This window comes from Saccharothrix sp. HUAS TT1 (assembly GCF_040744945.1).
GTDB lineage: Bacteria > Actinomycetota > Actinomycetes > Mycobacteriales > Pseudonocardiaceae > Actinosynnema.
Genome location: NZ_CP160453.1, coordinates 6,101,427 through 6,121,408, shown reverse-complemented (window position 1 = coordinate 6,121,408; position 19,982 = coordinate 6,101,427). Strand labels below are relative to the sequence as shown.

Genomic DNA, 19,982 nt, shown 5'->3' with positions numbered 1-19,982 from the left:
TCGGTCGGAATTTCCGCAGAGCGAAAGAATGGCCGGGTGGGTATTCGGTGCGCACGTCGGAGTTCGCCGGGGCCATTCAACGGGCCCGGCGACGGGGTTCGCGCTCAGCGGTCGCGGTGGACCAGCGCCCTGGCCAGGGCGGTCAGTTCGGCGGCCGCGCGGGGCGTCGGGCCGATCGAATCCAGGCGCCGCAGGGCCTGTTCCAGCAGCAGGTCCGCCTGCCGCTCGCTCCACGCCCGACCGCCGGCCGCTTCGACCAGCCGGGCGACGCGGGGGAGGTCGTCTTCGGTGGTCGGTGGTCGGCGGTAGAGCGCTGCCAGCTCGTCGCCCGCGGGTGTGCCGGAGGTCAGCGCGGCCACCACGGGCAAGGACTTCTTCCGCGCCCGCAGGTCGGCGTGGACCGGCTTGCCGGTCACCGCGGGCTCGCCCCAGATGCCGAGCAGGTCGTCCACGTGCTGGAAGGCCACCCCGAGCAGGCGGCCGAAGTCCCGCAGCCCCGTGATCGCGGCGGGCCCGCCACCGCCGAACAGGGCGCCCAGCGCGCACGCGCAGGCCAGCAGCCCGCCCGTCTTCCGCTCCGCCATCGCCGTGCACTCCGCCACCCCGACGTCGTCCCTGCGCTCGAACGCCAGGTCCGCGTGCTCGCCGTCGACCAGGTCGAGCACCGCGGCGTTCAGCGCCCGCACGCCGGCCAGCGCCGCCGGGTGCCCGCTGGCCGCCAGCACGTCGAACGCCAGCGCCAGCACCGCGTCACCGGCCAGGACCGCGGCGTCCACGCCGAACACGTGCCACGCCGTCGGCCGGTGCCGCCGCGTCCGGTCGCCGTCCAGCACGTCGTCGTGCAGCAGGGTGAAGTTGTGCACCAGCTCCACCGCGACCGCGGCGGGCACGGCCGCGGTCGCCGAGCCGCCGACCGCCTCGGCCGCCAGCCGGACCAGCGCGGGCCGGACCGCCTTGCCGCCCGACGCCTCCACCGGCTCGCCGCGCTCGTCCCACCACCCCAGGTGGTACCCGACGACCAGGCGCATCGACGCGGGCAGCCCGTCGACGGCCGCCCTCAGCGCGGACCGCACCACGCCGCGACCCCACGCGGTCGCGTCCTGCGCCGCACGGGTGCGGTCGACGGCCTCCTGGAACACCATGCCTGCGGCACCTCCGGCTCGGTGGCGAGGTCGGGCGGGTCAGGCCAGCTGCCGGTCCACGACGGCCGGCGACAGGACGTGCTGCACCACCATCGCCGCCGCGCCGAGCACGCCGGCGTCGTCACCGGCCTGGGACGGGACGATGCGCAGGTTGCCCGTGGCCAGCGGCAGGGAGCGGCGGTAGATGGCCTCGCGGACGCCGGCCAGCAGCATCTCGCCGGCCAGCGCGACGGTGCCGCCCACGACGATCAGCGACGGGTTGAACATGCTCACGCAGGTGGCGAGGACTTCGCCGATGTTGCGGCCCGCCTCCCGCACCGCCTTGCCCGCTTCGAGGTTGCCGGACCGGACGAGGGCGACGACGTCGGCGCTGGTCCTGGCCTCGATCCCGGTGGCGCGCAACGCCGCCGCGACGGCGGAGCCGCTGGCGACGGCTTCGAGGCAGCCGGTGTTGCCGCAGCGGCACGGCACCTCGCCCGCGTTCGGCGCCACGATGTGGCCCAGGTCGCCCGCCGCGCCGACGGCGCCGCGGTGCAGCAGGCCGTTGCTGATGAAGCCCGCGCCGATGCCGGTGGCGACCTTGATCACGATCAGGTGCTCGGCCTCCGGGAAGCTCGTCGTGTGCTCGCCGAGCGCCATCAGGTTGACCTCGTTGTCCACCAGGACCGGGACCCCGAACTCGGCGCCGACGCGGGCGGGCACGTCGTAGCCGTCCCACCCCGGCATGATCGGCGGGTTGTTCGGCCGGCCGGTCGAGTGCTCGACCGGTCCAGGCAGCCCGATGCCGACCCCGGCCAGCCGGGTGGGCCCGAGCCCGTCGTCGGCCAGCAGCGACCGCCAGGTCGCGGTCAACGAGGTCAGCACGGCGTCCGGTCCGGCGGCGATGTCCTGGTCGATGCGGTGCACGGCCAGCGGGGAGCCGGTCAGGTCCGTCACCGCGACGGTGGCGTGGGTCGCTCCGACCTCGGCGGCCAGCACGACCCTGGCCCGCGCGTTGAACACGAACCGGCCCGCCGGTCGGCCGCCGGTGGACGTCTCGTTGCCGCCGTCGCTGACCAGCCCGGCGTCGAGCAGCGTGTCCAGCCTGGCGCGCACGGTCGACCGGGCCAGGCCGGTCACCGCGGAGAGTTCGTTGCGGGTGCGGGGAACGCCGTCGCGCAGCAACCGCAGCAGTTCGCCTGCCGATGCGGTGCCGAGGGGAGTGACGTCATCGTTCACCCGGCAATTGAAGCAGAACTTGCCCGATATATGGCTTATCCTGCCGAAACATCGCAGACTTTTGATTGACATCCGCCATTAGTGTGCCTAACGTTCGCCGCATGAGTGTGACCCAGCTAACTCGAATCGTGACGGACCGTGACGGGTTACCCGTGGCGGCCCCGGTTGGGTGAGCCGGGGAACCGCGACTGGAACGGCGAAGGAGGGCGGCCAATGGCGGACGAACCCACCGGGCTGTGGCTGATCGGCGCGCGCGGGTCGGTCGCGACGACGGCGATCGGCGGCCTGCTCGCACTGCGCACGGGCCTGGCGCCGCCGACCGGGTGCGTCACCGCGGCGCCGGAACTGGCCGGCGTCCCACTGCCCGGCTGGGACGACCTGGTCGTCGGCGGGCACGACGTGGTCCAGACACCGCTGGTGAAGCGCGCCGAGCAGCTGGCGGAGCACGGCGTGCTGCCGCACCGGCTGCTCAACGCCGTCGAGGCGGGGCTGCGGGCGGTCGAGGACGACCTGCGCGACGGCTACCACCCGGTGACGCACCGGGGCAGCCAGGCCGAAGCCGCCCAGCGGCTCGGCGCGGACATCGCGGCGTTCCGCGAGCGGCACGGGTTGGCGCGGGTCGTCGTGGTCAACGTGTCCTCGACCGAACCACCGGTGCCGCACACGCCCCAGCACGACGACCTCGCCGCGCTGGAGGAGGCACTGGCCGACCCGGCGCGATCGGTGCTGCCGCCCAGCTCGGTGGCCGCGTACGCGGCGCTGCGCGCGGGTTGCCCGTTCGTCGACTTCACCCCGTCCACCGGCGTGGCGCTGCCCGCGCTCGACGAGTTGGCCCACCGCGAGCGCCTGCCCTACGCGGGCCGGGACGGCAAGACGGGGGAGACGCTGCTGCGGACGGTGCTCGCCCCGATGTTCACCGCGCGGGCGCTGCGGGTGCGGTCCTGGTCGGGCACGAACCTGCTCGGCGGCGGCGACGGCGCGACCCTGGAGGACCCCGCGCACGCCAGCAGCAAGGTCGTGTCGAAGGCGCGCGGCCTGGAGTCGTTGCTGGGCAAGGACGTCACCGCGCCGCTGCACATCGACAACGTGCCCGACCTCGGTGAGCAGAAGACCGCCTGGGACCACGTGTCGTTCGAGGGCTTCCTCGGCGCCCGGATGTCGCTCCAGCTGACGTGGACGGGCCTGGACTCCTCGCTCGCCGCGCCGCTGGTGCTCGACCTCACCCGGCTGGTCGCTACCGCGCACGCGGCCGGTCGGGTGGGCGCGCTGGGCGCGCTCGCGTTCTTCTTCAAGGACCCGCTCGGCCACGACGAGCACCGGTTCGCCGAGCAGACCCGGGAGCTGTACCGCTGGGCGCGGGAGCTGGCGTGAGGGCGTACGCGGAACTCGTCCGGGCTCCCGCGGCGCTGACCGTGCTCGGCGACACGCTCGCCGGCGCCGCCGCGGCCGGGGCGCCGCTGCGCGGCAGGCGCCTGCTGCTGCCGCTGGCGTCGGTCGCGGTGTACTGGTCGGGCATGGCGCTCAACGACTGGGCCGACCGCGAGCTGGACGCGGTGGAGCGCCCCGAGCGGCCCATCCCGTCCGGCCGGATCAGCCCCCGCGCCGCGCTCGCCACCGCCGCGGCGCTCAGCGCGACCGGGCTCGGCCTGGCGGCGCTGGCCGGCGGCCGGGACGCGCTGGCCGTCGCGGCCCCGCTCACCGCGGCGGTCTGGTGCTACGACACGGTCCTCAAGGACACCGCCGCCGGACCCCTCGCCATGGCGACGTGCCGCGCGCTCGACGTCCTCATGGGCGCGGGCCGGGAACGGGCCCGCACCGCGCTGACGTCCGCGGCCGTGATCGGCGGCCACACCCTCGGTGTCACGGCGCTGTCGCGCGGCGAGGTGCACGGCGCGACGCGGGCCACCGCCGAAGCGGTGCTCGGCGGCACCGCGCTGACGACGGTGACCGCCGCCACCCGACCGGCCAGGACCTGGCGGCACCGGTTGGGCGTGCTGGCCGGTGCGGCGACGTACGCCGCGACGGTGGGCCGCGCCCAACTGGCCGCCGTCCGCGAACCCGACGCGGGGACGGTCCGGTCGGCCACCAAGTCCGGCATCCACGGCATGGTGCCGCTGCAGTGCGCCCTCGTGGCGCGCAGCGGGGTGCTGCCCGCCGCCGCCCTCGCGCTCGTCCTGCCCGTCGCCCGCGCGCTGAGCCGGAAAGTGGGTCCGACATGACGTTCCACCTCGGGTACGGCACCAACGGCTTCGCCAACCACCGGCTGGACGACGCCCTCGCGGTGATCGCCGACCTCGGCTACACCGGGGTGGCGCTCACCCTCGACCACGTCCACCTCGACCCGTTCGCGCCCGACGTCGCCCGGCAGGTGCGCCGGGTCGCCACCCGGCTGGACGCCCTCGGCCTGCGGGTGGTGGTGGAGACCGGGGCGCGGTACCTGCTCGACGCCCGCCGCAAGCACCACCCGACGCTGGTCAGCGACGCGCAGGAGGTCCGGGTCGACTTCCTGCGGCGGGCGCTGGGCATCGCGGCCGACCTCGGCGCCGACTGCGTCTCGTTCTGGTCGGGCGTCGTGCCCGCCGGGGTCGAGCGCGACGAGGCGTGGCGGCGGATGCGGTCCGGCGTCACGGCGGCCCTGGACGGCGCGGTCGAGCACGGCGTGCCGCTGGCGCTGGAACCCGAGCCGGGGATGCTGGTGGAGCGCCTGGACGACGCCCTGCGGCTGCGCGACGAACTCGGGTCGCCCGCCCTGCTCGGGATCACCCTGGACGTGGGGCACTGCGTCGCGGTCGAACCGCGGGACGCCGCCGCCTGCGTCCGCCGCGCCGGCGACCTGCTGCTCAACGTGCAGCTGGACGACATGTTGCCCGGCGTGCACGAGCACCTGGAGTTCGGCGACGGCGAGCTGGACCTGCCCGCCACGCTCGCCGCCCTGGCCGAGATCAGCTACACCGGGCTGGCCGCGGTGGAGCTGCCCCGGCACAGCCACGCCGCGCCGCAGGTGGCGCGGCGGGCGCTGGACGCCCTGCGGTCGGCGATGCCCAGGCCGGTGCTGCCCGAGCCCCGGCCCGCGGAGGCCGCGGGCGGTTCGCGGCCGGTGCTGCCCGAACCCCGGCAGGCGGGCTCGGCAGCGTCGCCCGACCCGTGGCTGGTCGAGGCCGAGCGGAGCGTGCGAGCCGACCCCGAGTCGATCCGGACCCTCTTCCCGGCGGTCGGCCGGGCGGTCGGCCGGACACCCGTCCGAGGGGCGTCCGACCCGCTCGGCGTGGTGCACGGGACCGTGGACGACCTGGCCCGCGGCCGGTTGCTGGTCGCCCTCGCCGACACCGCGCCGGACGCGCTGGCCGCCGAGCTGGCCGACCTGTACCACCACGGCGACGACGCCGAACGGCGTGGCGTCCTGCGCGCGCTCGCCGACGTCGGCGCCGCCGCGCCGGAGTGCGGGGTCGAGCTGGTGAAGGACGCGTTGCGCAGCAACGACACCAGGCTCGTCGCCGCGGCCCTCGGACCGTTCGCCGCCGAGCACCTGGACGGTCACACGTGGCGGCAGGGCGTGCTCAAGTGCCTGTTCACCGGCATCCCGCTGGCCGCCGTGGCCGGGCTCGACCGGCGCGTGGACGCGGAGCTGCGGCGGATGGTCGGCGCGTACGCCGACGAGCGCCGCGCCGCGGGCCGGGCCGTTCCCGCCGACGCGCTCGAACTGCTGAGGAGCGAACCCTGATGCGCATCTTCGACCCGCACATCCACATGACCTCGCGCACGACGGACGATTACGAGGCGATGCACGAGGTCGGTGTGCGTGCGCTGGTCGAGCCCTCCTTCTGGCTGGGCCAGCCGCGCACCGGCGTCGGGTCGTTCACCGACTACTTCGACGCCCTGATCGGCTGGGAGAGGTTCCGGGCGGCGCAGTTCGGCATCCGGCACCACTGCGCCCTCGCGCTGAACCCCAAAGAGGCCAACGACCCGCGCTGCACCCCGGTCCTCGACGTGCTGCCGCGCTACCTCGCCAAGGACGGCGTGGTCGCGGTCGGCGAGATCGGGTTCGACTCGATGACCCCGGAGGAGGACGAGGCGTTCGCCCGGCAGCTCGAACTCGCCGTGCGGCACGGCCTGCCCGCTCTGGTGCACACACCGCACCGGGACAAGGCGGCGGGCACGACGCGGACGCTCGACCTCGTCCGCGAGTCGGAGCTGCCGCCCGAACGGGTGCTGGTGGATCACCTGAACGAGATGACCGTGCGGGCCGTGGCCGATTCCGGCTGCTGGATGGGCTTCTCCATCTACCCGGACACCAAGATGGACGAGCACAGGATGGTGGCCCTGCTGACCGAGTACGGCCCGGAGCGCGTCCTGGTGAACTCGGCGGCCGACTGGGGCCGGTCCGACCCGCTCAAGACGCACAAGACGGGGCTGGCGATGCTGGCGGCCGGGTTCGACGAGTCGGTGGTGGACCAGGTGCTGTGGCGCAACCCGGTCGAGTTCTACGGCCAGAGCGGCCGGCTGGTGCTGGACGACGACGCCGCGTCGGCCGACACGTTCGCCGGCAACTCCGTGCTGCGGGGTGAGCGCCCGTGAGCCCGATCGCGTACTGCACCAACGTCCACCCGGCCGAAGACCTGGCCGGTGTCGTGGCGCAGCTCGACCGCTACGCCGTGCCGGTGCGGGAGGAGCTGGGCGTGGACGCCCTCGCCCTCGGGCTGTGGCTGGCCGAACCGGTCGCGCGCGGCCTCGCCGAGGACGCGGCGGCGAGGCGCGGCCTGGCGGCCGAGCTGCGGGCCAGGGGGCTGGAGGTGAGCACGCTCAACGCGTTCCCGTACGGCGGGTTCCACCACGAGGTCGTCAAGCACTCCGTGTACCTGCCCAGGTGGACCGACCCGCGGCGCACCTCGTACACGCTGGCCTGCGCGACCGTGCTCGCCGACCTGCTGCCCGACTCCGCGTCCTGCGGCAGCATCTCGACGTTGCCGCTGGGCTGGCGCGAGCCGTGGACCGAGGACGACGACGCGCGCGCCCAAGCCTCGCTGGACGTGGTCGCACGGGCGCTGCGCGCGGACGCGGCCCGGCACGGCAGGCCGATCCGGCTGGCCGTGGAACCCGAGCCGGGCTGCGTGCTCGACACCGTGGCCGACGCCGTCGGGTGGCTGGCGAACCGGGTCGACCACGACCACGTCGGGATCTGCCTGGACACCTGCCACCTGGCGGTGTCCTTCGCCGACCCGGCGGAGGCGGTCGCGGAGATCCACGCCTCGGGGCTCGCGGTGGTCAAGGTGCAGGCGTCGGCGGCGTTGGAGGTCGCCGAGCCGGGCGCCGAGGAGGGCCGGCGGGCCATCGCCGCGTTCGCCGAGCCGCGCTACCTGCACCAGGTCCGGGAGAACACCGCCGAGGGCGTGCTCGCGGCCGACGACCTGCCCGACGCGCTGGCCGAGCTGCCCGCCGCGCACCCGTGGCGGGTGCACTTCCACGTGCCGCTGCACGCGCGCCCGGCCGCTCCGCTCACGTCCACGACCGACGTGCTGCTGGCGGCGACCGCGGCGGTCCGCGCCGCGGCGGGCGCGCTGCCGCACGTCGAGGTCGAGACCTACACCTGGACCGTGCTGCCCGGCGGCGTGGACGACCTCGCCGCGGGCATCGCCGCCGAACTGCGCTGGGCGGCGGACCACCTCGTCGAGGGAGCCGTGGCATGAACCCGCTGGTGGTCGTCGACGTCGTCGGCCTGACGCCGTCGCTGTTGCCGCACATGCCGAACCTGCGCGCGCTGGGGCAGCGGGGCTGGCAGGCCGAGCTGGGCACCGTGCTGCCCGCGGTGACGTGCTCGGCGCAGTCGACGTTCCTGACCGGGCTCACCCCGGCGCGGCACGGGATCGTCGGCAACGGCTGGTACTTCCGCGACCTCGGCGAGGTCCACCTGTGGCGGCAGCACAACCGGCTGGTGCAGGGGGAGAAGCTGTGGGAGACCGCCCGCCGGGCGCGGCCCGGGTACACCGCGGCCAACGTCTGCTGGTGGTACGCCATGGGGGCGTCCACGGACGTCACCGTCACCCCGCGCCCGATCTACCACGCCGACGGCCGCAAGTCGCCGGACGCCTACGTGCGGCCGCCCGCGCTGCACGACGAGCTGGTCGCCGAGCTGGGCGAGTTCCCGCTGTTCCAGTACTGGGGACCGACCGCGGCCCTGAAGTCCAGCGAGTGGATCGTCGGCGCCGCGCGGCGGGTGCTGGCCCGGCAGCGCCCGGACCTGCTCCTGGTCTACGTGCCGCACCTGGACTACGACCTCCAGCGCTTCGGACCGGACTCGCTCCAGGCGGCGCGGGCGGCGGCCGAGGTGGACTCCGCGCTGGCGCCGCTGCTGGCCGACGCGGACGCGGCCGGCGCGACGGTCGTGGCGCTGTCGGAGTACGGGATCACCGAGGCCCGCCGACCGGTGGACGTCAACCGGGCGTTGCGCGCGGCGGGGTTGCTGGAGGTGTACTCGCAGGCCGGGATGGAGCTGCTGGACCCGTGGACGTCCCGCGCGTTCGCGGTGGCGGACCATCAGATCGCGCACGTCTACGTCGCCGACCCGGCCGACGTGCCGCGGGCCAGGGCCGCGATCGCCGAGCTGCCCGGTGTGGACCTCGTGCTGGACCGGGAGGCGCAGGCGGGCGTCCACCTCGACCACGAGCGCTCGGGCGAGCTGGTCGCCGTGGCCGAGCCGGACGCGTGGTTCACCTACTACTACTGGACCGACGACAGCCGCGCGCCGGACTTCGCGCGCGGCGTGGAGATCCACCGCAAACCCGGCTACGACCCGGCCGAGCTGTTCTTCGACCCGGGCGACCGGCTCGCGAAGGCCAAGGCCGGGCTGAACCTGGCGCGCAAGAAGCTCGGCCTGCGCTACGCGATGAACGTGGTGCCGCTCGACCCGTCGTGCGTCCGCGGCACGCACGGCAGGCTGCCCGACCGGGCCGAGGACGGCCCGGTGCTGCTGTGCTCCAGCCCGACCGCGCCCGACTCGGTCGACCGGTCCGGCCGGATCGCCGCGACGGACGTCCGCGATCTCCTGCTGTCCCTGCAGGGCATCCCGGTGCGCGGAAAGGGGACCGCCCGGTGAGGTGACGGGGTCACCGGGTGCTCCAGGACCGGCGCCGCTCTGGTGCCGGTCCTGTCGGCCTGCGCGCACTCATGTGTCCTCTTAGGACTGCCAATGATCGTCCACTTGCGACTGGGCAGAGCTGAACGCCACACCGCGCCGCCGCCGTTCGACGTACTTTTGTCTACCTTGAACAGTCTTTCGTTGACTTCATACAAAAGTGGTCATACGGTCGGCCCCCATCGACCCCTTGCCGAGTCGAGTCCCCTGCTCACCGGCTTAGCTCAAGGGAGAACACGCCCATGTCGTCCCCTGCCCGGCGCTTACGGTGGCCGCGCGCCGCCGTGTCGTCCGCCTCGGTCGCGCTGATCGCCGCCTCGTTGCTGTCCACCACCCCGGCCGCCCAGGCGGCCGCGCCACCACCCCAGGAGCCGGGGGTCACGCTCCGGGTCTACGACCTGCAGACCAGCATCTCGAAGCTGTGCACGTTGAAGGCCGCCCAGACGCCCAACGTCGACAAGCTGATGCCGACGATCAACTGGAGCGCGACCGCGGACTTCGGGATCGCCGACCGGTTCCTGTCCGAGGTCACCGGCAACGTCAACATCACCACCGCGGGCGCCTACGCGTTCCGCCTCACCAGTGACGACGGCTCGCGGCTGCGGGTCGACAACACCGTGGTGATCAACCACGACGGCCTGCACGGCGCCTCGCCGGCGAAGGAGGGCTCGATCCAGCTGGGCACGGGCTACCACCCGTTCCGGATCGAGCACTTCGACAACGAGGGCGGCCAGCAGATCACCCTGGAGTGGAAGCCGCCCGGCGCGGCCGCGTTCAGCGTCGTGCCGAACTCCGCGCTCAGCACCGACGCCGGCGTGGTCCGGGTGACCGCGCCGGGCCGCAAGGAGTGCGAGGGCGGCGCGGACGCGCCCGGCGACGGCCTGCCGCTGACCGGCGCGCACCCGAACTACACGCTGACCAACCTGCGGCCGAGCGGGTTCCAGCCGCAGGTGACCGGGCTGGACTGGCTGCCCGACGGCCGGCTCGCGATCAGCACGTGGGGCGGCACCGACACCAAGCTGGGCGAGGTGCACCTGCTCAGCGGCGTCACCGGCAACACCGACCCGACCAAGGTGCGCACCCAGCGGATCGCGAGCGGCCTCCAGGAGCCGATGGGCATCAAGTACGTCGACGGCAAGCTCTACGTGTCGGAGAAGCCCGGGTTGACCGAGCTGAACGACACCAACGGTGACTGGGTGACCGACAGCTACCGCCGGGTCGCGACCTGGCCGTTCGGCGGCAACTTCCACGAGTTCGCGTTCGGGATGCTGTACCGCGACGGCGCGTTCTTCCTGAACCTGTCGGTGGCGATCAACCTCGGCGGCGCGACCACCGACCCGCAGCCCGCGCCCAACCGGGGCACCACGATCAAGGTGGACAAGGCCACCGGCCAGGTGACCTACATCGCCGGCGGGCTGCGCACGCCGCACGGCATCGGCTGGGGTCCCGACGGCGAGCTGTTCGCCACCGACAACCAGGGCGGCTGGCTGCCGTCGTCCAAGCTGGTGCACGTCAAGCAGGACCGCTTCTTCAACCACTACACCAACCCGACCGGCCCGTTCGACGGCCGCGCCACCAGCGCGCCCGCGCTGTGGCTGCCGCAGAACGAGATCGCCAACTCGCCGAGCAACCCCGTCCAGCTCACCACCGGCCCGTTCGCCGGGCAGCTCGTCTTCGGCGACGTGACCTACGGCGGCCTGCAACGCGCGTTCCTGGAGAAGGTCAACGGCGAGTACCAGGGCGCGGTGTTCCGGCACACGCAGGGCCTCGAATCGGGCGTCAGCCGGATCAGCATCGGACCGGACGGCGCGATCTACACCGGCGGCATCGGCGCGGGCGGCAACTGGGGGCAGGAGGGCAAGCTCTCCCACGGCCTGCAGAAGCTCACCCCCAACGGGGGCAACGCCTTCGACATCAAGTCGATGCGCGCCGTCGAGGGCGGCTTCGAGCTGGAGTACACCCAGCCGCTGTCCACGCAGACCGCCCAGAACCTCGCCGCCAAGTACCAGGCGACGCAGTGGCGTTACCAGCCGACACCGGCCTACGGCGGCCCGAAGATCGACGAGAAGGCCCTCGCGGTCACCTCGGCGACGGCCTCCTCGGACCGCAAGAAGGTCGTGGTCAAGCTCTCCGGCCTGCTCGGCGGGCGGGTGGTGCACCTGCGCTCGCCGCGGCCGTTCGCCTCGGAGTCCGGGCAGGCGCTCTGGAGCACCGAAGCCTGGTACACGCTGAACGCCGCGCCGGGCGTCCCCGCCGTGCGCGTCGGTGAGATCAAGGGCGTCGGAGTGAAGTGCGCCGACCTCGACAACGCGGGCACGGCCGACGGCACGAAGGTCCAGCTGTGGAACTGCAACGGCACCAACGCGCAGCGGTGGACGCTGCCCGGTGACGGCACGCTCCGCGCCCAGGGCAAGTGCTTGGACGTGAAGGACGGCGCCACCGCGAACGGCACGCCGACGTGGCTGTGGACGTGCAACGGCTCCGGCGCGCAGCAGTGGGTCGCGCAGGCCGACGGCACGGTGCGCAACCCGCAGTCGGGCCGCTGCCTGGACGCCCTGGGTGGCAGCAGCGCCAACGGCACGATCCTGCACATCTGGGACTGCGTCGGCGTCGCCAGCCAGAAGTGGACCCTGCCCTAGCGATCGACCAGGGGGTCCGCCGCCGCCACGGCGGACCCCCGTCCCGGCCGTTCCCGGTCCCCCGGTCGGGCAGTGAAGCCTGGAAGGACGTCGTCATGAAGACCAGATCCCTGCGCGCCCCCACCCGACTCGCGGCGGCAGCGCTGCTCCTGGCGGCGGGCGCAGCCGCCGCGACGCCGACCTGGGCGTCACCGGTCGCGGCCGGCCCGGTCGCCGCCGCGGCCTCGTTCCAGCAGGTGACGCTCGCCAAGGGCGCCGCCGAGATGGGCGAGCCGATGTCCATGACCGTCCTGCCCGACCGGTCGGTCCTGCACACCTCCCGGGACGGCACGATCCGGTTCACCGACGCCGCGGGCAACACCAAGGTCTCGGGCCGGATCGCCGTCTACGCCCACGACGAAGAGGGTCTGCAGGGCATCGCCGCCGACCCGAACTTCGCCGCGAACCGGCACGTCTACCTGTACTACGCGCCCCCGCTGTCCACCCCGGCGGGCGACGCCCCGTCCGACGGCGACGCCTCCGCCTGGAACGGCGTCAACCGGCTGTCCCGGTTCGCGCTGAACGCCGACGGCACGCTGAACACCGGCAGCGAGAAGGTCGTGCTCGACGTGCCCACCAGCCGCGGCATGTGCTGCCACGTCGGCGGCGACATCGACTTCGACGCCGCCGGCAACCTCTACCTGAGCACCGGCGACGACAGCAACCCGTTCGCCTCCGACGGCTACAGCCCGCTCGACGAGCGGGCTGCCCGCAACCCCGCCTTCGACGCCCAGCGCACCAGCGCCAACACCAACGACCTGCGCGGGAAGCTGCTCCGGATCAAGGTCAACGCCGACGGCGGCTACTCGGTCCCGGCGGGCAACATGTTCGCGCCCGGCACGGCGGGCACCCGCGCCGAGATCTACGCCATGGGCTTCCGCAACCCGTTCCGGTTCACCGTGGACAAGGCGACCGGCGTGGTCTACCTCGGCGACTACGGACCGGACGCGGGCGCCACCAACCCGTCCCGCGGCCCGGCGGGCCAGGTCGAGTTCAACCGGATCACCGGCCCCGGCTTCTACGGCTGGCCCTACTGCACCGGCTCGAACACCACCGCCGAGACCTACAACGACTACAACTTCGCCACCGGCGCCTCCGGCGGCAAGTACGCCTGCGCGACCGGCGCCACCAACGACTCGCCGCGCAACACCGGCCTGCGGTCGCTACCGGCGGCCAAGCCGGCGTGGATCAAGTACGACGACTGCTCGCTGCCCGCGTTCGGCTGCGGCAGCGAGTCGCCCGCCGGCGGCCCGGTCTACCGGTTCGACCCGAACCTGAACTCCCCGGTCAAGTTCCCGCAGTCCTACGACGGGCACTTCTTCGCCGGCGAGTTCGGCCGGCGCTGGATCAAGGACGTCGCGGTCGACGGCAGCGGCAACCCCGGCGCCATCACCGCGTTCCCGTGGACCGGCACCCAGGTGATGGACCTGGCGTTCGGCCCGGACGGCGCGCTCTACGTGCTGGACTACGGCACCGGCTGGTTCGCCGGCGACGCCAACTCGGCGTTGTACCGGATCGAGCACGTGTCCGGCGGCTACGCGCCGATCGCCAGGGCGACCGCCGACAAGGTGTCCGGGCAGGCCCCGCTGACGGTGAACTTCTCCTCGGCGGGCTCGTCGGACCCCGACGGCGACCCGATCACGTTCGCCTGGAAGTTCGGCGACGGCGGCACGTCCACGGCGGCCAACCCGCAGCACACCTACGCGGGCAACGGCTCCTACACCGCCACCCTCACGGTCACCGACAGCACCGGCCGGACCGCCGGGGCGAGCGTGCAGGTGACCGTCGGCAACACCGCGCCGACCGTCACCCTGAACCTGCCGCAGAACGGGCAGCTGTTCGACTTCGGCGGCGCGGTGCCGTTCCGGATCACCGTGACCGACCCCGAGGACGGCGCGATCGACTGCTCGAAGGTCAAGATCAGCTACATCCTCGGGCACGACTCGCACGGCCACAAGCTGACCGAGGCCACCGGGTGCTCCGGCACCGTCCAGACACCCCAGGACGGCGAGCACGACCCCAACGCCAACATCTACGGCGTCTGGGACGCCGAGTACACCGACCGCGGCGGCGTCACCACGCACACCCAGCACGTCACCCAGCCGAAGACCCGGCAGGCCGAGCACCACGGCACGTCCAGCGGCATCCGGGTGGTCGACCACGCCCCGGCGCACGGCGGTCGGACCGTGGGCGACATCCACAACGGCGACTGGATCGCGTTCCAGCCCTACGTGCTGTCCGACGCCACGTCGATCAGCGCCCGGGTCTCCTCGGCGGGCGCCGGCGGCGCCATCGAGGTGCGCGCCGGGTCCGCCACCGGGGCCCTGCTCGGCACCGCGACCGTGCCGGTGACGGGCGGCTGGGAGACGTTCACCGACGTCACCGCGCCGCTGGCCAACCGGCCCGCCGGCACCACCACCCTGTACCTGGTGTTCAAGGGCGGCGCGGGCGCGTTGTTCGACCTCGACGAGTTCACCTTCACCACGGGCGCGCGGACCGGTCGGATCGTCGGGCTCGGCGGCAAGTGCGTCGACGTGAGCGGCGCGAGCACCGCCGACGGCGCGAAGATCCAGCTGTGGACGTGCAACGGCACCGCCGCCCAGCAGTGGACCGCGTCCGCCGACGGCACGCTGCGCGCGCTCGGCAAGTGCCTGGACGTGCAGTCGGGCGGCACGGCGAACGGCACGAAGACGCAGCTGTGGACGTGCAACGGCTCCGGCGCGCAGCAGTGGGTCGCGCAGTCGGACGGTTCGCTGCGCAACCCGCAGTCGGGCCGCTGCCTGGACGCGTCGGGCAACAGCAGCGCCGACGGCACCGCGCTGCACATCTGGGACTGCAACGGCGCCGCCAACCAGAAGTGGACCGCTCCGTGACCACCTTCCACCCAGCGAGGAGCAACTGATGTCCCGACTGCGATCCGTGCTGACGGCGATCGCCGCCTCGGCGGTGATGATCTTCGCCGTGGCGCCCGCCCCGGCGCCCGCGGCCGACCCCTCCTACAAGGTGCTGGTCTTCTCCAAGACCGCGGGCTTCCGGCACTCGTCCATCCCGAACGGCATCCAGGCCATCCGCGACCTGGGCGCCGCCAACAACTTCACCGTCACCGCCACCGAGGACGGCGCGGCCTTCACCACCGCGAACCTGGCCCAGTACCGGGCGGTGGTGTTCCTGTCGACCACCGGTGACGTCCTCAACAGCACCCAGCAGACCGCCTTCGAGTCGTACGTGCGCGGCGGCGGCGGTTACGTCGGCGTGCACGCCGCGTCCGACACCGAGTACCAGTGGCCGTTCTACGGCGGCCTGGTGGGCGGGTACTTCCACTCCCACCCGGCGATCCAGCAGGCGGCGGTGCGGGTGGAGGACCGGGCGCACGCCTCGACGTCCCACCTCGGCGGCGACTGGGTCCGCACCGACGAGTGGTACAACTTCCAGGCCAACCCCCGGTCGAACGTGAAGGTCCTGGCCCGGCTGGACGAGGGCAGCTACTCGGGCGGCAACATGGGCGACCACCCGATCGCCTGGTGCCAGACCTACCAGGGCGGCCGGTCCTGGTACACCGGCGGCGGCCACACCGAGCAGTCCTTCGCCGAGCCCGCGTTCCGGGCGCACCTGCTCGGCGGGCTGCGCTACGCGGCCGGCGTGACCGACGCCGACTGCCGCGCCGAGACCGGCTACACGTCGCTGTTCAACGGCTCCAACACCAACGGCTGGAGCCAGGCCGGCCCCGGCGGCTTCACCCTCGCGAACGGCACGCTCACCTCGCACGGCGGGCTCGGCATGCTGTGGTACTCGGCCAAGGAGTTCCGGTCGTACTCGCTGAAGCTGGACTGGAAGCTGGCCGGTGACGACAACACCGGCGTGTTCATCGGGTTCCCGGCAAGCAGCGACCCGTGGTCGGCGGTCAACAACGGCTACGAGATCCAGATCGACGCCACCGACGCGGCCGACCGGACCACCGGCGCGGTGTACGGCTTCAAGTCGGCCGACGTCGCCGCCCGCGACGCCGCGCTCAACCCGGTGGGCGAGTGGAACACCTTCGAACTGCTCGTCGAGGGCGAGCGGGTGCAGGTGTTCCTCAACGGGGTGCGGGTCAACGACTTCACCAACACCGACCCGGTGCGCAGCCTGCAGCAGGGCCACATCGGCATCCAGAACCACGGTGACGGCGACGACGCGTCGTTCCGCAACATCCGGGTGAAGGAGCTGTCCGGGTCGACCCGCACCGGCCAGGTCGTCGGGTTCGGCGGCAAGTGCGTGGACATCAGCGGCGGGAACTCGGCCGACGGCACGAAGATCCAGCTGTGGACGTGCAACGGCACCAACGCGCAGCGGTGGACGTTGCCGGGCGACGGCACGATCCGGGCCCTGGGCAAGTGCCTGGACGTGCAGCGCAGCGGCACGGCGAACGGCACGCCGACGCAGCTGTGGACGTGCAACGGCTCCGGCGCGCAGCAGTGGACCGCCCAGTCCGACGGTTCGCTGCGCAACCCGCAGTCGGGCCGCTGCCTGGACGCGGCGGGCGTCAGCAGCGCCGACGGCACCGTCCTGCACATCTGGGACTGCCTCGGCGCGGCCAACCAGAAGTGGACGCTGCCCTAGCCGCCCGCCGGGTCCCGCCGCACCGCAGCGGTGCGGCGGGACCCGGCCGCGGGTCGGTGGCGCCGGCTACCCTGTGCCGGTGACCCCCGACCTCGTCCTGCTGTCACGGGTGTCCTTCCGCGACCGGGAGATCGCCGGTCCGCGGCTGCGGGGTCTGGTCGCGCTGCTCGCGGACGACCTGCGCACCGGCTGCGGCGCCGGGCTGCTGGTCGACGGGCTCTGGCCGGACGACCGGCCGGAGCACCCGGCCAAGGCGCTGCAGGTCCTGGTGTCCCGGGTCCGGTCCCGGTTCGGCGCCGACGTCATCGCCCGGACGCCGACGGGCTACCGGCTGGCGTTGGCGGAGGACCAGGTCGACAGCTCGGCGGTGCTGGTCCGGGCCGAGGCGGCGGCGCGGTGCGCGCGGGCGGGCGATCACGCGGCCGCGCTCGCGCACGCCGACGCCGGACTGGCCCTGTGGGGTGAGGCGGGACCGGGACCCGTCGAGGACGTCGACGACCCGGTCACCGCCCTGCGCGCGCGGCGGCGGGTCACTCATCGCGCGCTCGTGCGGGCGCGCGCCCTGGCCCTCGCCCGCCTCGACCGGCCCGAGGAGGCGGTCGACCCGCTGGCCGAGCTGACCGCCGAACGACCGCGTGACGAAGAGGTGCTGGTCGAGCTGCTGCGGTGCGAGGCGGCGACGGTCGGCCCGGCTACGGCCCTGGCCCGCTACGACGACTACCGGCGGGCGTTGCGCGACGACCTCGGCGCCGATCCGGGCGCGGCCCTGCGGGCCGAGCACCGGCGGCTGCTCCGGGGCGCGGCGCCGGCGGTCCGGCGCGGTGTCGCGCACGAGCCCAACGCGCTGCTCGGCCGGGATGACGACGTCGCCGCGGTGGAGGCGTTGCTGCGCACGTCGCGGGTGACCTCGATCGTCGGGCCGGGCGGCCTGGGCAAGACGCGGCTCGCCAACGCCGTGGCCCGTCGGGCGGACGTGCCGGCGGTCGTCGTCGTCCCGCTCGCCGGTATCACCGGTGACGAGGACGTCGCACGAGAGGTGGCGGCGGCGGTCGGCGTGGGCAGGCGCGTCGTGGACGACCTCGCCGCGGCCGTGGCGACCGCGCTCGCCGCCGGTCCGTCCCTGCTGGTGCTGGACAACTGCGAGCACGTCGTCACCGGCGTGGCCGACCTGGTCCGGACCCTGGTGTCGACCACCGCCGAGGCCCGCGTCCTCACCACCGGCCGGACGCCGCTCGGCCTGTCCTCGGAGTCGGTCCACCAGCTGCCGGAGCTGAGCCTGGCGACCAGCGTCGAGCTGTTCGGGCAGCGGGCGCGGGCGGCCCGGCCCGGGGTCGACCTGCCGCCGGCGGCGGTGGCGGAGGTGTGCCGGCACCTCGACGGGCTGCCGCTCGCGGTCGAGCTGGCCGCCGCCAGGGTGCGGACCCTGTCGGTGGCGGACCTGGCCCGACGGCTGGACGACCGGTTCGGCCTGCTGCGCGGCGGCGCCCGGGACTCGCCGGAGCGCCACCACACGCTGCACGCGGTGGTCGACTGGAGCTGGAACCTGCTGGAACCGGCCGGTCGCGCGGCGATGCGGGCGCTGTCGGTGTTCGCGGACGGGTTCACCGCCGACGCGGCGCGCGCGGTGCTGGCGGCGCTGCCCGCGGGCGAGGTCGACCGGGTGCTGGAACACCTGGTCGACCACTCGCTGCTCAAGGTGTCCGACACCCCTTCGGGTGCCCGGCTGCGGATGCTGGAGACGGTCCGCGAGTTCAGCGCCGCCCGTCCCGCCGGCGGGACCGACGACGCGACGGCCGCGTTCCTGGGCTGGGCGCGGGAGTTCGGCCTGGCCCACCACGCGGACCTGCTCGGCGCCGACCCCTACGCGTCCTGCGCCGCCGTCCGGGCGGAGCGGGAGAACCTGGCGCAGGCGCTCCGGCAGGCCCTCGACCGCGACGACCGGCCGACCGTCGCGGCGCTGGTCGCGGTGCTCGGCGTCCTGTGGAGCCTGGACGCCGACCACGCGCGGCTCACCGCCCTGATCCGGTGGACGTCCCGGCCGTTGGCGCGCTACCGGCCGGAGCCCGCGCTCACCGAGGCGACCCGGACCGCCCTGACCCTGGTCGTGGTGCACACGTACGTCGCTGCCGGGCCGCGAGCGCTGCGGGCGGCCGCCGCGCTCCGCCGGCTCGGCCCGGCGCGGCCGGACACGGTGATCCGGGCGATCGGGTGGGTGGTCGGCGCGGTGGACGACCCGGCGGCGCTGCGCCGGCTCTGCGACAGCGCCGAACCGCTGGTGGCCGCCGTCGCGAACACCGTGGCCGGCTACCACCTCGACGCGGCGGGCGACGTCGGGGCGGCGTTGCGGGCGGCCCGGCGGGCGCTCGACCTGTTCACCGACCGGGACCTGCCGTGGCCCCGCTCGTTCGGCCACTGCCGGGTGGCCGAGCTGTGCCTGCGGTCGGAGCTCGGCGCGCAGGCCCGCGACCACCTGGTCGCGGCGCTGCCGGTGCTCCGGCGGCTGGGCGCGCGGACCGACGAGGCCGGCGCCAGGGTGTGGCTCGTGCTGGCCAACCTCCAGCTCGGCGAGACCGCCGAGGCCGAGCGGTGGCTGGCCGGGCTGGCGGGCGTCGTGCTCGACGTGGAGGAGGCCAAGGCGGTCGGCTACGACCTGGGCATCCGGGCCGAGGTGCGGTTCGCCCGCGGCGAGGTGGAGGCCGGCCTGCGGCTGTGGCGGCGGGTGCTCGACCTGCTCCGCGCCGCCGACGGCTCGGACCCGTGGGTGGTGGAGGCGCGCTCGGTGGCCGTCGTCGCGCACGCCAGGCACGGCCGGCTCGCCGAGGTCGCCGACGTCGCCGACGCGCTGCCGGACCGCCTGGCGCACCTGCTGGCCCACCCGCTGGTCGACCCGCCGCCGTACGTGGTCGAGCAGGCGATGTGCGGCACGCTGCTGCTGGCCACCGCCGTGACCGACCGCGCGAGGGCCGGTGACCCGGTCCTCGCGCGGTCGGCGGCCCGGATGGTCGCCCTGGCCGAGCGGTTCGGCTACCTGCGCAACTTCCAGCCGACCATGTCCGGCGCGGCGGCCAGGGCGGACGCCGAGCAGGCCGACCGGGCGGCCTACGGCGAAGCCGTGTCGTCCTACGCCGACCTCGACCGGGCCGGGCTGCGCGCGGCCGCGTCGGACCTGCTGCGCGCCCGCGCGGCGACCACCGCGGCCTCGACCTGAGCGGGCTC

Annotated in this window: 12 protein-coding genes and 1 pseudogene; 11 read left to right on the top strand and 2 right to left on the bottom strand. The window is 74.2% G+C overall.

The features are described 5' to 3' along the window. Positions 1–104: 104 nt before the first annotated feature. Positions 105–1,142, bottom strand: coding sequence for a family 2 encapsulin nanocompartment cargo protein polyprenyl transferase (locus AB0F89_RS27570; protein WP_367128522.1), 1,038 nt, complete (start codon positions 1,140–1,142; stop codon positions 105–107). A gap of 39 nt (positions 1,143–1,181) precedes the next feature. Further along, a complete protein-coding gene (locus AB0F89_RS27565; protein WP_367128521.1) occupies positions 1,182–2,360 on the bottom strand; it encodes an ROK family protein in 1,179 nt (392 codons plus the stop codon). 213 nt (positions 2,361–2,573) lie between these two features. Between AB0F89_RS27565 and AB0F89_RS27560 the strand changes: the two genes are divergently transcribed. From AB0F89_RS27560 to AB0F89_RS27510, 11 genes and pseudogenes are all read left to right on the top strand, one after another. Next, positions 2,574–3,731 (top strand): inositol-3-phosphate synthase, encoded by a 1,158-nt coding sequence (locus AB0F89_RS27560; protein ID WP_367128520.1) that lies wholly within the window; start codon positions 2,574–2,576, stop codon positions 3,729–3,731. Continuing rightward, positions 3,728–4,579 carry an SCO3242 family prenyltransferase gene (locus tag AB0F89_RS27555; RefSeq protein ID WP_367128519.1) on the top strand — a complete coding sequence of 284 codons (852 nt, stop codon included), beginning with the start codon at positions 3,728–3,730 and terminating at the stop codon, positions 4,577–4,579. The genes AB0F89_RS27560 and AB0F89_RS27555 overlap by 4 nt, the downstream gene beginning before the upstream one ends. Continuing rightward, positions 4,576–6,081, top strand: coding sequence for an EboA domain-containing protein (locus tag AB0F89_RS27550; protein WP_367128518.1), 1,506 nt, complete (start codon positions 4,576–4,578; stop codon positions 6,079–6,081). The genes AB0F89_RS27555 and AB0F89_RS27550 overlap by 4 nt, the downstream gene beginning before the upstream one ends. Continuing rightward, positions 6,081–6,935, top strand: a complete 855-nt coding sequence (locus tag AB0F89_RS27545; protein ID WP_367128517.1) for a TatD family hydrolase — start codon at positions 6,081–6,083, stop codon at positions 6,933–6,935. Before AB0F89_RS27550 ends, AB0F89_RS27545 begins: the two co-directional genes overlap by 1 nt. Beyond that, on the top strand, positions 6,932–8,044 hold the full coding sequence (eboE, locus tag AB0F89_RS27540) for a metabolite traffic protein EboE (RefSeq protein ID WP_367128516.1): 1,113 nt from the start codon (positions 6,932–6,934) through the stop codon (positions 8,042–8,044). The genes AB0F89_RS27545 and eboE overlap by 4 nt, the downstream gene beginning before the upstream one ends. Further along, positions 8,041–9,450: an alkaline phosphatase family protein gene (locus AB0F89_RS27535; RefSeq protein ID WP_367128515.1), complete on the top strand. Its 1,410-nt coding sequence runs from the start codon at positions 8,041–8,043 to the stop codon at positions 9,448–9,450. The genes eboE and AB0F89_RS27535 overlap by 4 nt, the downstream gene beginning before the upstream one ends. A 281-nt stretch (positions 9,451–9,731) precedes the next feature. Next, positions 9,732–11,726 (top strand): annotated as a pseudogene (locus AB0F89_RS27530) (PA14 domain-containing protein); the annotation flags it as partial. An 18-nt stretch (positions 11,727–11,744) separates the two neighbouring features. After that, complete coding sequence (locus AB0F89_RS27525) at positions 11,745–12,128, top strand: ricin-type beta-trefoil lectin domain protein (RefSeq protein ID WP_367139016.1); 384 nt, start codon at positions 11,745–11,747, stop codon at positions 12,126–12,128. A gap of 95 nt (positions 12,129–12,223) precedes the next feature. Beyond that, positions 12,224–15,040, top strand: coding sequence for a PQQ-dependent sugar dehydrogenase (locus AB0F89_RS27520; RefSeq protein ID WP_367128514.1), 2,817 nt, complete (start codon positions 12,224–12,226; stop codon positions 15,038–15,040). Positions 15,041–15,116: 76 nt separating this feature from the next. Beyond that, the gene (locus AB0F89_RS27515) at positions 15,117–16,766 is read left to right on the top strand and encodes a ThuA domain-containing protein (RefSeq protein ID WP_367139014.1); all 1,650 of its coding nucleotides are present in this window, start codon (positions 15,117–15,119) and stop codon (positions 16,764–16,766) included. Positions 16,767–16,845: 79 nt separating this feature from the next. Continuing rightward, positions 16,846–19,974: a BTAD domain-containing putative transcriptional regulator gene (locus AB0F89_RS27510; RefSeq protein ID WP_367128513.1), complete on the top strand. Its 3,129-nt coding sequence runs from the start codon at positions 16,846–16,848 to the stop codon at positions 19,972–19,974. The last annotated feature ends 8 nt before the right edge of the window (positions 19,975–19,982 follow it).